Source organism: Bartonella sp. AA56HLJMS (assembly GCF_042197145.1).
Lineage (GTDB): Bacteria > Pseudomonadota > Alphaproteobacteria > Rhizobiales > Rhizobiaceae > Bartonella.
Window position 1 is genome coordinate 1 of sequence record NZ_JBHIRL010000005.1, and the last position, 13,853, is coordinate 13,853.

The 13,853-nt window shown below is 36.4% G+C and carries 15 protein-coding genes and 1 pseudogene; 11 read left to right on the forward strand and 5 right to left on the reverse strand.

The genetic code is table 11. From position 1 onward, the window contains the following. From ACFINI_RS03780 to ACFINI_RS03800, 5 genes are all read left to right on the forward strand, one after another. Positions 1–267 (forward strand): phage tail protein (locus ACFINI_RS03780; RefSeq protein ID WP_375645955.1); only part of this gene is annotated, 267 nt, incomplete at its 5' end. Then, the gene (locus ACFINI_RS03785; protein WP_375637136.1) at positions 264–488 is read left to right on the forward strand and encodes a tail protein X; all 225 of its coding nucleotides are present in this window, start codon (positions 264–266) and stop codon (positions 486–488) included. The genes ACFINI_RS03780 and ACFINI_RS03785, both read left to right, overlap by 4 nt. Further along, positions 485–1,795 (forward strand): contractile injection system protein, VgrG/Pvc8 family, encoded by a 1,311-nt coding sequence (locus ACFINI_RS03790; protein WP_375645959.1) that lies wholly within the window; start codon positions 485–487, stop codon positions 1,793–1,795. Before ACFINI_RS03785 ends, ACFINI_RS03790 begins: the two co-directional genes overlap by 4 nt. A 308-nt stretch (positions 1,796–2,103) precedes the next feature. Beyond that, positions 2,104–2,832, forward strand: a complete 729-nt coding sequence (locus tag ACFINI_RS03795; protein ID WP_375645964.1) for a Rha family transcriptional regulator — start codon at positions 2,104–2,106, stop codon at positions 2,830–2,832. Continuing rightward, entirely contained in the window at positions 2,829–3,107 is a 279-nt protein-coding gene (locus ACFINI_RS03800; protein WP_375645966.1) for a hypothetical protein, read from the forward strand. The genes ACFINI_RS03795 and ACFINI_RS03800 overlap by 4 nt, the downstream gene beginning before the upstream one ends. Before the next feature lie 42 nt (positions 3,108–3,149). Here the strand turns inward: ACFINI_RS03800 and ACFINI_RS03805 are convergent, their stop codons facing one another. Continuing rightward, positions 3,150–3,470: an addiction module antidote protein gene (locus ACFINI_RS03805; protein WP_375621863.1), complete on the reverse strand. Its 321-nt coding sequence runs from the start codon at positions 3,468–3,470 to the stop codon at positions 3,150–3,152. Continuing rightward, a complete protein-coding gene (locus ACFINI_RS03810; protein WP_317994005.1) occupies positions 3,457–3,759 on the reverse strand; it encodes a type II toxin-antitoxin system RelE/ParE family toxin in 303 nt (100 codons plus the stop codon). The genes ACFINI_RS03805 and ACFINI_RS03810 overlap by 14 nt, the downstream gene beginning before the upstream one ends. Positions 3,760–3,918: 159 nt before the next feature. Here ACFINI_RS03810 and ACFINI_RS03815 point away from each other — a divergent pair, with 159 nt between their 5' ends. The 3 genes from ACFINI_RS03815 (at position 3,919) to ACFINI_RS03825 (ending at position 5,149) form a co-directional block, all read left to right on the forward strand. Next, positions 3,919–4,581 carry a lysozyme gene (locus tag ACFINI_RS03815; protein ID WP_375645970.1) on the forward strand — a complete coding sequence of 221 codons (663 nt, stop codon included), beginning with the start codon at positions 3,919–3,921 and terminating at the stop codon, positions 4,579–4,581. Next, positions 4,578–4,805 (forward strand): hypothetical protein, encoded by a 228-nt coding sequence (locus ACFINI_RS03820; RefSeq protein ID WP_375627820.1) that lies wholly within the window; start codon positions 4,578–4,580, stop codon positions 4,803–4,805. The genes ACFINI_RS03815 and ACFINI_RS03820 overlap by 4 nt, the downstream gene beginning before the upstream one ends. 131 nt (positions 4,806–4,936) lie before the next feature. Next, the gene (locus ACFINI_RS03825; protein WP_375616725.1) at positions 4,937–5,149 is read left to right on the forward strand and encodes a hypothetical protein; all 213 of its coding nucleotides are present in this window, start codon (positions 4,937–4,939) and stop codon (positions 5,147–5,149) included. Positions 5,150–5,322: 173 nt separating this feature from the next. Here ACFINI_RS03825 and ACFINI_RS03830 read toward each other — a convergent pair whose 3' ends face one another. Together ACFINI_RS03830 and ACFINI_RS03835 are read right to left on the reverse strand one after the other, a co-directional pair. Further along, the gene (locus tag ACFINI_RS03830; RefSeq protein WP_375645974.1) at positions 5,323–6,474 is read right to left on the reverse strand and encodes a tyrosine-type recombinase/integrase; all 1,152 of its coding nucleotides are present in this window, start codon (positions 6,472–6,474) and stop codon (positions 5,323–5,325) included. A 302-nt stretch (positions 6,475–6,776) separates the two neighbouring features. Then, a pseudogene (locus ACFINI_RS03835) lies at positions 6,777–6,977 on the reverse strand (helix-turn-helix transcriptional regulator). A gap of 1,032 nt (positions 6,978–8,009) precedes the next feature. Here ACFINI_RS03835 and ACFINI_RS03840 point away from each other — a divergent pair. The 3 genes from ACFINI_RS03840 to ACFINI_RS03850 all read left to right on the forward strand — a co-directional run bounded on the left by ACFINI_RS03840 (position 8,010) and on the right by ACFINI_RS03850 (position 11,577). After that, positions 8,010–8,672: a lysozyme gene (locus ACFINI_RS03840; protein WP_375612387.1), complete on the forward strand. Its 663-nt coding sequence runs from the start codon at positions 8,010–8,012 to the stop codon at positions 8,670–8,672. Next, positions 8,669–8,896 (forward strand): hypothetical protein, encoded by a 228-nt coding sequence (locus tag ACFINI_RS03845; RefSeq protein ID WP_375645978.1) that lies wholly within the window; start codon positions 8,669–8,671, stop codon positions 8,894–8,896. The genes ACFINI_RS03840 and ACFINI_RS03845 overlap by 4 nt, the downstream gene beginning before the upstream one ends. A gap of 2,558 nt (positions 8,897–11,454) precedes the next feature. Further along, positions 11,455–11,577, forward strand: a complete 123-nt coding sequence (locus ACFINI_RS03850) for a hypothetical protein (protein ID WP_375645982.1) — start codon at positions 11,455–11,457, stop codon at positions 11,575–11,577. A gap of 1,072 nt (positions 11,578–12,649) precedes the next feature. On the opposite strand, the gene lldD is transcribed toward ACFINI_RS03850, so the two are convergent. Then, positions 12,650–13,801, reverse strand: coding sequence for an FMN-dependent L-lactate dehydrogenase LldD (gene lldD / locus ACFINI_RS03855; protein WP_375612383.1), 1,152 nt, complete (start codon positions 13,799–13,801; stop codon positions 12,650–12,652). Between the last annotated feature and the right edge of the window lie 52 nt (positions 13,802–13,853).

Sequence of the window (13,853 nt, forward strand, 5' to 3'; positions counted from 1 at the left end):
GCTCTTCAATTGCCTGCCGTTGCAAATGCGGAATTTTCTTTAACTGGTGTGATTTATCCAGATTTCAAAGGTGGTCACAGACAGCTCGAATATTTACGGCAAATGGCACATGAAGGACCTCACATTCTTGTGACCGGTCAAGGCAAAATCTTAGGTAAGTTTGTCATTCTTTCCGTAGAGGAAAAGCAAAGTGTTTTTCATCATAACGGCACCCCAAAAAAACAAGAATTTACAATAAAATTGAGAGAATATGGTGAAGACCTATGAGTGATCTTTACGTAACAAAAGAAGGCGATATGGTTGATGCCATTTGCTGGAGATACTATGCAAAGGGTCAACAAGCCCTTGCTGTTGAACGCGTTTATGCAGCAAATTTTGGTCTTGCAGACTATGGACCCATTTTAAAAGCAGGAATCACAATCGTTTTGCCAACCCTCCCCTATCCTAAAGCCACACCGGTAATCAGAATTTGGGGTAGCAAATCATGAAACCTTTTTGCACAGTGATGGCAAATGGAGAGGACATCACAAGAATGCTGATGGACTATGTTTTGTCGATTGAAATTACCGATGAAGCAGAAGACAAAAGTGACCGCATCACCATAGAGCTTGATGACCGCGCACGTGACAGTGATAACGGCTTTCTTGATATTCCTCTCATCGGAACAATCATTTCTGTCACACTTGGCTATGAAGGGGGCAAAAATCGCGATATGGGAGCCTATCTGATTGATGAAATCTCTGTAAGCAGCCCACCACAAAGCTTAAGCGTGACAGGACGCGCCGCCTCTATGAACACGTCTTATAGAACACCCAAAAGCCAATCCTATCACCAACAAACCCTTGGCAGTATTATTCAAGAGATAGCACAGCGCAATGGCTATACACCAAAAGTTGACCCTGCTCTTGCCAAAATTGTTGTGCGTCACATTGACCAAACTTCTGAAAGCGATATGGCTTTTGCCACGCGCCTTGCAGAAAACTATGATGCGGTAGCAAAACCCGTTGATGGCAAATTGGTGCTTGCCAAACGGGGTGAAGGCAAAGCCATTACCGGTGAAACACTGCCCGTCGTTGTCATCCATGAAAAACAATGTACCTCTTGGGATTTTAAATACAGTGCACGCGATGAAGCAGGTGCCGCCAATGGATTAAAGACAGATGCAGGAGATGATCAAAAAGCCGCCGCTGATGCACGAGAACCAGAGGAAATTGAGGAAGGCGAAGATGTGATCCATATGGATGAAAGTGACGCCCCCAATTTGCCTAAAGAAGAGACGGAAGCCAAAACATCTGAAAATCAAGAGCAAGAAGAAGAGAAAAAAGGCGGTGTTATCGCAAGCTATCATGATATCCGCACTGGTGAAAAAAAGGAAGTCAAGGTTGGTAAAGAGCCTTTTCATGAACTCAAATACACCTACCACAATCAATCAGAAGCTGTTGCGGCCATTGCTGCTTATCGCAACAAATCATCTCGTGGCAAATCTTCTTTCTCATGTGATATTGGTGGTGATCCGTTTGTGCAAGCAGAAGCAAAGCTTGTTCAAGAGCCCCCTTTCCGCCCCTATATTCCAGCAGAATGGCGCATCAAGAGCGTTAAGCACAAACTTGATAAAACGAGTGGTTACACCACAAAAATAGAGTGCGAGCTTTTTGATGAAGCCCAAGAAGACACAGCTAGAAACGTTGCAAACACCACACCAGACAAAGATGATACCCTCGACCCAAACGCCCCACCAGACGCATGCGACGAAGGTGAAGGCGTTATCCATATGGATGAGGAAGATATCAATTAGCAAAAATATCAAAAAATTATTAGAAGCTACTTGACATTGTGGCGACAATGTGAATAATCGAATCAGGTGCCTCAAAAACACCTTAAACCAATAGCGGATAGATTGCCGAAACAATCTCTTTTCCGCACATTAAAGGCTTTGACTCATTGTATGTTACATGCATATAATGATCTCGTCGGGTGTGGTTATGCTATACAATACTCTTGATGGGAAAAGCATAACGACGGACTATTGGCCGTGTTTTTGAGCACCCGGCACTTTATTTATAAAAGTGTCAATCAAAAACGTCTAACCAATAGGAGTTCATCATGAACACTCTTATAAAAATTAAAGGAAACACTGCTAATAGTGCTATCCATCAAACTATGTCTAGTCGTGAAATTGCTGATTTGTGTAAAAAGCAGCACGCACATATTATGCGTGATATCAAGAAGATGCTTGAAGAACTTAACGGCTCCAAATTTGGATTGGTTGATTTTATCGGTACTTACGTTGATGCAAAAGGTGAAAGCCGCCCTTGTTATAACTTACCTAAGCGCGAATGTTTAATTCTTGTTTCTGGTTACAGTACTGCCTTACGAGCCAAAATCATTGACCGCTGGCAAGAATTAGAAAAACAGGTAGCCACACCACAAGTTGACTACTCTAAACCCGAAGCATTGCTTGGTGTTTTGAATCACCTACAAAGTCAAATTGAGCAGAAAGATCATGTTATTGCTGAATTAGCACCAAAAGCAAAAGCTTTGGAAGGTTTAAAGCGCTCTGATGGTTTGTTCGGTTTGATAGAAGCAGCAAAGATGCTTGAAGTACGACCAAAGGATTTAACAGATTACTTGCGGAAAAATGATTGGGTCTATCGACGGGCTCCAGGGGCGCCTCTGTTACCTTATCAGGACAAGATCAAGAAAGGATTCATGGATTGCCCTGCTATTACCATTCAAAGACCTGATGGTACAGAAAAGGTGCTCCCTTCAACGAAAATCACATCGAGAGGATTGGCATGTTTGAGAGAACAAATCCATGGAGGTGTACAATGAAGATAGATACCAACTTCTTATGCGATTTATGGATAGCATTATCTCAATTTTCTAATGATGAAAATGTGAGCGACAAAGATTGTAGTGCTCTGGTTCAAACTATGAATGCAATAGAAAAGGTTCTAGTTTTAAAACTTCAAAATGACGTGCCCAATATTACAAAAATCTTGGCAATTTTGACAGATTTTGGAGCTTCAGAACTGCCACATAGCATGGATTCTTTGTTGCGAACTTACGAACCAGATTTAGAGAGCCCCATTAAAAAGGTTGCTTAAGTAAAAAATATGCCCCTCCCCGTTCTCAAAATGGGGAGGTGGTTAAGATGCTTCTTCTAAAGTTGTCTGCTCCTTACAATTCTTTTGAATAGGTGTCAAACTCATTTGCAAATTTAAAGCATTCAAAACACTGAGAAAAGTAGAAAGCCGTGGGTCGCCTTTATCACTTAAAGAACGATAGAGGGACTCGCGATTTAAACCTGTCTCTTGAGAAACAGCTGTCATTCCTTGTTTACGTGCAATAATACCTAATACATGTGCAATATAACCACTATTTTTAGTTTCTAAAGCATCATCTAATAAAATCTTAAAGTCTTCAGGCGTGTTAAAATATTCACTTACATCAAATTTAGTAATTTCCATGTTTCATTTCCTTTACTAATTGAAGGGCTTTTTCGATATCTTTTTGTTGTGTGGATTTATCACCAGCATTTAATAACAAAATGATTTGTTTCCCTTGTTTTACAAAATAAACCCGATAGCCTGGTCCATAATTTATTTTTAACTCACCAATACCACGGAAATATTTCACGTCTCCTAGAAGCCCATATTCAAGGCGGAAAATACGTGCAGCAATTTTCTTTTGCACTTGTTTGTCTTTTAATGAGTCTAACCACTCTGTAAAATAGTGTGTTTTTTTAACAATAAACATCTGTAGTTTATATGCTACAAAATTGATAATGTCAAATACATTCTTTTGTTCCAATGAAAAAGCGACATGAGTTTTAACAAGCTATCTTTCCGAATGAGAAAGATGTCAATTTTTTAATCCAGCTCTGCTTTTTGCGGAGCTTTTTTTATGGAGAAGCATATGCGAAAAATATCATCAGAAGGACTTGCACTTATCAAACAATGGGAAGGTTTGCGTTTGAACGCCTATAAAGATGCCATTGGGGTGTGGACAATAGGTTATGGACATACAAACAATGCTGGAAAACCTTTTGTTCATAAAGGCATGGCAATCACTGAAAAGCAAGCAGAAGAACTTCTTTGCCAAGACTTAAGACAATTTGAAAATGCTGTTGAACGCGCTGTTACAGTTTCATTAACAGATGAACAATTCGCGGCGTTAGTGTCCTTTTGCTATAATGTAGGAACAGGAGCCTTTTGTAACTCGACACTGTTAAAAAAGCTCAATCAAGGTGAATATGAAGCTGTCCCTGCCGAGCTACAGAAATGGACCAAAGCAGGCGGAAAGCGTCTTGAAGGTCTCGCACACCGGCGTGCGGCAGAAACAGGCTTATGGGCGAAAGGGGCTTTTGTTTCCTCCAATTATCAAACAGTAGAAACGCAAGCACCAACGGGGATTTTCAAAGCCGAAGCCCTTGCACCGATTATTGGTTCTTTTTCTGGGCTTGGAGGCTTATTAGCAGGAAATGGACCAATCCAATGGGCTTTGGCAACCATTATGGTTTTAGCCGCATGTGTTGGTATTTTCTTTGTTGCCAAACGTTTTCAGGAACACCGCCTATGATCTTATGGATGAAAAGAAATCTGCTGTTAATAGGCGCGGCTTTAGCTGCTTTTTTTATGATTTTAGCAAGAGCTTTTACTCTTGGGAAAAAAGCAGAGCAACAAAAGCAAACAGAAAAAGCTTTAAAAGCAGCCACAACACGTCTGGAGGTGGAAAGTGAAGTTAATCAAAAAAGTGATGCTGATGTGCGTACTGCTCTCTCTGACTGGTTGCGCGACAAATAAATACGCTCCTTCTTGTGTTGGTTGGTTGCCAATTTATTTAGAGAGGCAAGATCTGAACGCCATCAGTTCAAACTTAGCAAGAGAGATCTTAAAGCACAATAATCTAGGTGAACGCGTGTGTGGGTGGAAACATGGCTAGAAAAAAAACACAAGACGATACAGAGCTTACAGAAGCAGAAAAAGAAATCCTTCAAGAAATCATCATGACCTACAAAAGTATAAAAGTGATGTCGCGTTATACGAAATGGATTGTACTCATTATACTCTTATTAGCGCTTGATTTTTCACGTATTATGGATGCATTAGTAAGTATTTTTACACAAAAACCAAATATCCGACTCTAAACATACTCTGAGACGCGCGAAATTCTTTAGAAAATGGATTCTTAAATTTGCTCGTCTCATGGAGACTATCAATAATAGCTTTACACATTTAAAACTGTTATTTTCACAGAATTGGACATATCAAATTTCTCGTCAAAATAGCTAAAAACACTGCAGAGGTAATTGTAAAAATTCTATCCTGTTATAAATGAAGCCCACTGTTCCAAGAGAACATGTCGCTGTTCTAAAAAATCCGTTCGCATGTAGGCTTTCGTCACTGAACTCCCAACTGTATGTGCAAGAACAGTTTCGGCAATCTCAAATGGTGTTGACGTTGTCTCTGCTATCCAATCCCGTAAGCTTGAACGAAAACCATGGGGACGATAAGTCAAACCACAAACTGTCATATACTTTGCCATGGTGGCATCAGAAATGGGGTTGCCTCTAAGACCAGAAAAGAGAAAACCATTCTTTTCAAAGGGGAAAGTTTTTTCAATAACTCTCAAAGCTTCATCACTTAGTGGCACGCGAAAGTCTGAAACTTTCCCTACAATACCTTTCATGTTTTCTTTTGGTATCGTCCATATATTTTTGTCAATTTGTTCAAGGCGCAAATAGCGCAATGGATATGACCGTGCGCCTGTCAAAATCAATAACTTCAGTGCTAAATTTGAAAGGATCTTATCATCCAAGCTTTGATAAAATGCCGGAACTTCTTGCCATGGCATAGCAGGAATATTTGTTGATGTCGCACGTGGTTTTCCTAAAAGCGCGCGTGCTTTCATACAAGCCTGTAAATCAACATCTAAACCAAGAGCCGCAGCATATTTCAAGCAAATATTGATACGGTTAAGTGCTTTTCGCGCTGTGTCTGCTTTTTCATGCCAAAGGGGTGAGAGAACATTGCGAATGATATTGGCTGTTAATTTTTCTATAGGTAAATTACCTATGTGTGGAATCACGTGCAACTCTAGTGGAGAAAACCAGCGGCCGTTTTTACCTTCATTTTTCAACTCTGCTTTTTTGCTTTCAAAAGCCGCTTTTGCAATTTCTTGAAAAATATTGCTTTGCTGTTTTAAAATAGTCTGTTCTCGAAAGACAATAGGATCATTGCCTTCTTTAAGAATATCACTATAATATCTTGTAAGCTCACGCGCTTCTTTTAAAGAGAGTTTCGTAACAGGACCAAGACCCATTTCACGGCGCTTATTGTGGTGCGTATAGCGAAAAAACCAAGAGCGTGTATTGTCTTTTCGAACATTCAACCATAGCCCTGCCCCGTCACAATATTTACCCTGCGGAGACGACTTTACGAATGATGCTGATAACCGATGAATCCCCCTCACCTAACGTCCCCTCTCGTCCACCTTTTCAAGCATTGCTCGTCCACCTTTTTTGGTCCACCTTTTAGACCACCTTTAATTTCTGATTTGAGATTTTTTCTTTAATACTTAATTTTTTTATTGAATCATAAAAAGCTATAGACATCAATACATCCTTGCTCATATTTATATACTTTGAATCTTGTTGCTAAGCCCCTGCTTGCCGGCATGCGGCACCACTTTTTGTATTTAGCGTATTGAAATATATAGATTTTTTATTTAACTGTCTGTTTAAAGACCACCTTCTAGGATTTATACAATTTTATCTAATCTGTTGTTATTTTCTCCGTATTTTTCTCTGGAGTAAATGCTAAAACCTCTTTCTTTCTCCACCTCACTGCTCACCCTAGCTTATATGGCTCCGGCCCCCTCTGAAGCATCCAATTGCGAATCGTTGTTGTGGATATACTAAAAAGCTGTGCACACTCACGGATTGTTACATATCTATTGCCATCATCAAATATCATCCATTGCCTTTTTATTTTTTATGTTATGTAAATGGGCTGGGATGCTATGAGGAGAGAGCTTCCTATATTTTCAAGCAGCTTTTTATCAAAATCTTTTGTGTCTCTTGTGCTATTGCCTCTAAAAAGATTTCAATAGCTTGATTGATTTGTTTAAGAGGCTGCTGGAAACGTAGCCAATACAACACCAGACAAAGATGACACCATTGGACCCAAACCCAAACGCCCCACCAAATGCTTCATATGAAAAAGAAAATATATGAAACCGAACTACTTGTTCAAAATTATTACAGTACAATATTCTTAAAAAAACTATCAAATAACATTAGTCTATATATTGAATATGCTCCACTAATATATTGTTTCAGTTGGAAACAGACTGTAAGAGAGGGGAAATATCCATTATGTTGCTATGTAACAGTTTATTTAAAATCCTTCGTAAAGGTACTTTTTAATGGAATTAAGCAATTAGGGGAAAAAACAAAGAATAGTTAATTTAACTATAGATTTTTTTTATTAAATATGTATAACACGTTATGTATATGTCTTATTGATTCTAAGATAATTTTTAGATATATAATATTAAATTATAATGTTTTTTTGTTTTTATAAAAAAATTCTGTGGTGCAATTTATGACTTTTGAAATTACTTAAAAATCAACACCTAATTATTTCATTAATTATTATGTCTCTTATTTTTTGTTAAAAATGCTTTTTGTCATCGGAATTATTGAAGTTTTTTCAAGTAAAGTTCTTCTAAATCATTCTGGATCAAATGTAAGAATTTATGAGTGAAATCTATCTGATTATAAATGGAATTATTATAAAGTTATTGTCTTTAGATGGAGATCAATTGCTGCAAAATGAATAGTATTTAGCATAACCTTTATTCAAAAAAATGATATGGATCTTAAAATAATCCACTATGGATGTTTTGAATTTATTATGCCCTTTCGCTGTTCTGTTCTTAAAAATGAGTAGATGTAAGTTTTTAATTCATATCCTGCTTTGTGTAGTTTTTTATAGGTAAAAATAATGCGAAAAATATCAAAAGAAGGGCTTGTATTGATTAAGCAATTGGAAGGCTTGCGTTTATCAGCTTATGAAGATTCTGGTGGTGTCTGGACAATTGGTTATGGACATACAAGTGCTGCTGGTGCCCCAAGCGTTCACAAAGATATGCAAATTACGGAAAAAGAAGCTGAAAAAATCCTTTGTCAGGACTTGAGGGAGTATGAAGCTGTTGTTGAAAAAGCCGTTACCGTTCCTTTAAACGATGAACAATTCGCGGCATTAGTATCATTTTGCTATAATGTAGGAATCACAGCATTTCGCAGTTCTACACTTTTAAAAAAGCTTAATAAAGGTGAATATGAAGCGATACCAACCGAATTGCAAAAATGGACAAGAGTGGGAGGAAAACGTATCCAAGGTCTTGTCAATCGCCGAGCAACCGAAGCAGGATTATGGGCAAAAGGAGCTCATGTTGCCCCCAATTATCATGTAGTAGAACCAGAAGGCGTAACAGGTATTTGCAAAGTAGAAGCTCTTGCACCAATCATAGGTTCTTTTTCAGGGCTTGGAGGTCTTTTTGCAGGAAATGGTCCTGTTCAATGGGTTCTAGCAGGCATTATGGTTTTAGCCGCTTGTACAGCTATGATATACATTGCTAAACGTTTTCAGGAACACCGCCTATGATTTTATGGATAAAAAAATATCTGACAATGACGTCAGCGCTCATAGCAGCTTTTCTTATAGCTTTAGTCAAAGCCTTTTTTCTTGGGAAAAAAGTTGAGAAGCAAAAGCAAACAAAAGAAGATTTCAAGATAGCGGCAACACGGCTTGAGGTAGAAAATGAAATTAATAAGAAAAGTGATGCTGATGTGCGCACTAAGCTTTCTAGCTGGTTGCGCGACCAATGAACGAACTTCTTGTATTGGATGGCTGCCAATTTATTTGAATCGACAAGATATCAATGTCATTAGTCCAAATTTGGCGAGAGATATTTTAAAACATAACGAACAAGGTGAACGTTTATGTGGTTGGAGAGATAAACGGAAAATAAAGTGATAAAAATATAATTCCTCTGAAACATCAATCAATGAAAAGATTTGAAAGAGGTGGATACATTCAGATTAAAAGTAAAAGCACTTAAAGGATTAAAACACTCTGGTGGTCGATTAGTTTTAATTAGAGTAACGGAGATGTCTGAGTTGAAGCGAAAGGATTCAACAGATTATGTTTGTGTAAAATGATTGAGTCTATTGATGTATTCTATGGGCATCTTTGTTATCCTATCAAAAGAAGATGAGAAAAGATTTTATGGATTGCACTACTATCGTCGTTCAAAGAACTGACCATACACAAAGGTTCTGTTTTCAACAAAAATAACATCTAGAAGCTTGCATGCTTGAAGAAAAGCAATCTATAGAACTATATAATGCATAATGGTAAGGCTTTTATGTGATTTGTAAATGACGTTGCTTCAGCTTCCTAATTATAATAATGATGTTGACGATAAGGAAAATACTTTCGCACTGTATCTGCTTTTTCATGCTAAAGTGGCGGGAAAACATTGTGAATGATCTTGGCTGTTTAGGTAAATTCCCTATATGGGAAATGACATGCAACTCCAATTGAGAAAACCAACAACCATTTTTGCTTTTATTTTTTAACTTAGCTTTTTTACTTTCAAAAGTTGCCTAGCAATTTCTTGAAAAATATTGCTTTACTATTTTAAGATAATTTTTTCCTGAAATAAAATCCTTCTTTTAAAATATTACTGTAATATCTTGCAAACTCATGTACTGCTTTTAGAGAAAGTTTGTAATAGGACCGTTTCTTTCACGGCGTTTATTATGATGTGTATAACGGAAAAGTTAAGAGCGCGTATTATCTTTTCGAACATTCAACCACAATCTTATTTCATCCCAATATTTATCTTGAGAAGATACTTTTATAAAGATACTGATAATCTATAAATCACTCTCCCCTAATTCACCTTCTCACTCATCCTTCCATGCATTGCCCGTCCACCTTTTAAACCACCTTAAATTTTTGATATAGAGTTTTTTCTTTAATTTTTATTTTTTATTGAATCATAAAAATGATATGTCGCAATCTCACCTCTATGCATCTTTATACGCTTTGATTCTTATTTCTAAAGCCCAGACATCCTGCATATCGCACTGTTTTTATATTTAATATATATTTCTAGATTTATTCCTAACTTGTTAGAAAAGTTTTTATATTTTGATAGAAATATCTTCTATCAGTTCACTTTTTTCAAAAGATTCTGAAAGGATTCTCAAAAAGTCTGCAAGTTAAAGACTATTTAATACGTATTGTTTCTTTTCTAGAAATCAAAATTGGTGATGCCCCATTCCTTACCAGAAATTGTGTTATTTGCAGAGCAGTCTGTATAAGATGGTGTAACCTCTTTTATGAAGTTAACTAAAGTTTTTTGAATTTCTAGCATATTGTTTAAAGACAAAAAACTCCCTTTTAATTTATACAAGCAGCTTAGACATCGGCTGATAATCCTTCCACTTATAAAAATCTTTTCTTTAATAACCCTCAAAACCACAATTAAAGTGGTGAAAGATAAAACAAGATTTTTAGGCGATCATAACGCACAATAAAATAAGACCAGTCTAAATGTTCAATGCTAACACCTGCTAAACAGTGGAAAATAAGTTTCAGCACGCCTTCGAATTGGAAGAGCTTAAGCCCCTGCGTTACGATGGGTTTCTACTCTCATCGTACGATTTACATTCCCTCTAAAACTTAATCGCTGTAAATATAAAAATCTTGAAGCCCGTTCTAAATCCGTGAGAGTTTCTGGATCTTACTGTATTAAACGTTGAAATCCCTCACAACTGCTCATCTGAAATGCTAACATTTTCATAAAAGGACGATAGTGGCGTTGTAACATCCCTAAAAAGTTTACGACATAACCTGAGAGATTATTGCTGATTTCAGGGGATAGAATCAATTTCTGTTCAAAGAAAATATCACTCATACCAACAAAAAGGTTTATTCTACATGCCATGAGGAATGTACTCAAATAATTTTGATATTTTTTTGATCGAATCTCTTGTTTCACCAATATCAGCAGCAACTTGTGTGGAATTAACAAAATTATAATTTTTTATCTTAAAATGTATCCATCATTTTTTACATTCTTTCATCTATCTAGCCTTCTTTTCACAGCTTCAAATGATAAAAAGTAACTACAATGTTAAGTCGTTTTGCATCGAAAAAATTTCTCGCAAACTATCCCGATTGGCTAGATGACAATCCATCCTCTATTTAAAGAGAGAAAAACTTTTCTTTTTTATTCAGCGATAAAGTAAATATTATCCAATTACTTATGAGTAGTAATTCGATCAAATGGAAACTGTAATTTTTTCTACTCTAAGTAATCTTGTACCCATTTATATAGGTTTAGGAAAGCGTGCTGTTATGAATATTCATAAAAATGCTTCAAAAATTGATATCAGCAAAACTTCTGTTTAAAAAAGAAAAAGATGTTCTCTTACCTGCTACTGAAGAAACTGTTCAGATTTGTCTTGATGTTGCTGAAGAGCTTCAAAAAACATGAAGTTATCCCAACGCTTACAAGTGTGCCAACAATTCAACTTTGAGATAATAGATCAGTGCTAGAGTTATGCCAATCTCACCAATCTGTTGTTGTCTGTGAAGAGCATAGTATCAAAGGAGAAGCTTGGAGATGCAATTGTTAAATCGCTTATGGAACAAAACATTCTATGCCAATTTGTATCATTAGGCCCCCACAATCCCCATCTGCAATAAAAACGAACTGGATATTTTAACAAGTTATAAAATCAATCGAGAACGCATAAATAGTGTTAGAAATGACATACTATACAAAAAATATTCAACTGCTTCCTAATATGCTCGCCAGTTCAAAAACATCATAAATCATTGAGAATACAAGAAAATAAGAAAGAAAAGCACATTAATTCACGCAGTTTTGCTCTCAGTAAACGAGCTTTTTTAAAGATAGTACGGATATTTTTTCATTGCTTAAAAACGTACTCCATAAAAACAATATCATATCCATATAATATATTATCCAATGAACTTAATATAAATAATATATAGATTATATAAATATTATTTATTAGATACATTTTTTATTATAATTATAGATTAAAATAAATACATATTGACATTTTTAATAATTTTATTTATATATAATAATTAATATTATTCTATATTAAATTAAAACTAAATGGATTTTATAAATTTACGTTTTATGACAATGTGGAAAAGAAGTAATTAATATATTATATTTTAATGTTTTTTATATACAGGAGGGAAAAATGCTCACAGCATTATTTATAGCTATTTTTTCTATATCAACAGTTGTTTTACCTTTAATATCAGCACTTGTTCCTTTTTATCCGTAGAATGAGCTTTTAATAAAGTAAATAAAATATGTATGCAATGTTATTATTGTTTTTTTTCGTGTTTATTATTATCAATAATATTTAATATTATTGTAGTTACTGAGTATTTTCTGTGATTTTATAGAGGAGCTTATTGATCTTTTCTATTTAACTTTAACTATCAACATATTTTTAAAATATATAATTATGCTCCTCTATAAAAAGACCTTCTTTTTCTGAAAGAAGTATAACATATTGCTTTCATTGCTTAAAAACATCTATATTTACTAAACTCTTGCGTGTAATATCTTTGATTATCTGAGTACCAGTCAGTGTCATAGCTACCCGCATTTCATTGGCAAAAAGATCAAGGAGATGCATAACACCTTTCTTACCTGCTGCTGCAAGCGCATAAACAAAAGCACGGCCAATCATAACAGCATCCGCACCTTGTGCTATCATGCGTATAACATCAAGACCAGAACGAACACCTGAGTCCACTAAAATAGTCAAATAATCCTTTACAGCATCCGCAATTGCAGGCAATGCTCGTGTTGTTGATAATACACCATCAAGCTGACGTCCGCCGTGATTAGAAACAACAATACCATCCGCACCAAATTTTACTGCTTCTCGAGCATCTTCTGGATCAAGAATACCTTTCAAAATCATTTTTCCTTTCCAAAAATCGCGAATCCATTGTAGATCATGCCAACCAATTGATGGATCAAAATTTGCACCAAGCCAACCAACGTAATCATCCAATGCAATTTTCTTTTTGAGATAAGCAGAGACATTTCCAAGATCATGAGGGCGCCCCATAACACCAACGTTCCAAGCCCAATATGGATGAGTCAAAGCTTGTAAAAAACGACGTAAACCAGCATAAGGACCAGACATTCCCGAATGCGCATCACGATAACGTGCACCAGGAATTGGCATATCAACTGTAAAAACCAACGTGCGTACACCAGCCAACCAAGCCCGTTCTAGTGCATCACGCATGAAACCGCGATCTTTGAGAACATAAAGTTGAAACCAAAATGCACCTCCAACCGCTTCTTGCACTTCCGCAATAGGACAAACTGAAACAGAGGATAGAGTAAAAGGAATCCCTTTTGCCGCTGCGGCACGCGCTGCTTTTACCTCTCCACGACGTGCATACATGCCCGTTAGCCCAACAGGCGCAAGTACAATCGGTAAATCAAGTGTCTGATCAAAAAGCTTGATTGAAAGATCAACTTCACCAACTTGCCTTAGAATCCTTTGACGCAATGCAAGTGCTTGAAGATCTGTACAATTACGTCGCATCGTTTCTTCAGCATAAGCCCCACCATCAATATAGTGAAAAAGAAAGGGAGGAAGACGACGCTTTGCTGCCTTACGATAATCAAGTGTTGAAGAAATAATCATTGATGGCACCATTGTTTCTAAATGAAAAGAGAAAACATCCTAAAACGCATAA

Bases quoted from the DNA above. Each gene is read 5' to 3' on its own strand.
- ACFINI_RS03850 (WP_375645982.1), top strand. From the start codon at position 11,455: ATGCTTCAAAAATTGATATCAGCAAAACTTCTGTTTAAAAAAGAAAAA.
- ACFINI_RS03840 (WP_375612387.1), top strand. From the start codon at position 8,010: ATGCGAAAAATATCAAAAGAAGGGCTTGTATTGATTAAGCAATTGGAA.
- ACFINI_RS03815 (WP_375645970.1), top strand. From the start codon at position 3,919: ATGCGAAAAATATCATCAGAAGGACTTGCACTTATCAAACAATGGGAA.
- ACFINI_RS03820 (WP_375627820.1), top strand. From the start codon at position 4,578: ATGATCTTATGGATGAAAAGAAATCTGCTGTTAATAGGCGCGGCTTTA.
- lldD (WP_375612383.1), bottom strand. From the start codon at position 13,801: ATGATTATTTCTTCAACACTTGATTATCGTAAGGCAGCAAAGCGTCGT.
- ACFINI_RS03810 (WP_317994005.1), bottom strand. From the start codon at position 3,759: ATGTTTATTGTTAAAAAAACACACTATTTTACAGAGTGGTTAGACTCA.
- ACFINI_RS03845 (WP_375645978.1), top strand. From the start codon at position 8,669: ATGATTTTATGGATAAAAAAATATCTGACAATGACGTCAGCGCTCATA.
- ACFINI_RS03785 (WP_375637136.1), top strand. From the start codon at position 264: ATGAGTGATCTTTACGTAACAAAAGAAGGCGATATGGTTGATGCCATT.
- ACFINI_RS03825 (WP_375616725.1), top strand. From the start codon at position 4,937: ATGGCTAGAAAAAAAACACAAGACGATACAGAGCTTACAGAAGCAGAA.
- ACFINI_RS03800 (WP_375645966.1), top strand. From the start codon at position 2,829: ATGAAGATAGATACCAACTTCTTATGCGATTTATGGATAGCATTATCT.
- ACFINI_RS03805 (WP_375621863.1), bottom strand. From the start codon at position 3,470: ATGGAAATTACTAAATTTGATGTAAGTGAATATTTTAACACGCCTGAA.
- ACFINI_RS03790 (WP_375645959.1), top strand. From the start codon at position 485: ATGAAACCTTTTTGCACAGTGATGGCAAATGGAGAGGACATCACAAGA.
- ACFINI_RS03795 (WP_375645964.1), top strand. From the start codon at position 2,104: ATGAACACTCTTATAAAAATTAAAGGAAACACTGCTAATAGTGCTATC.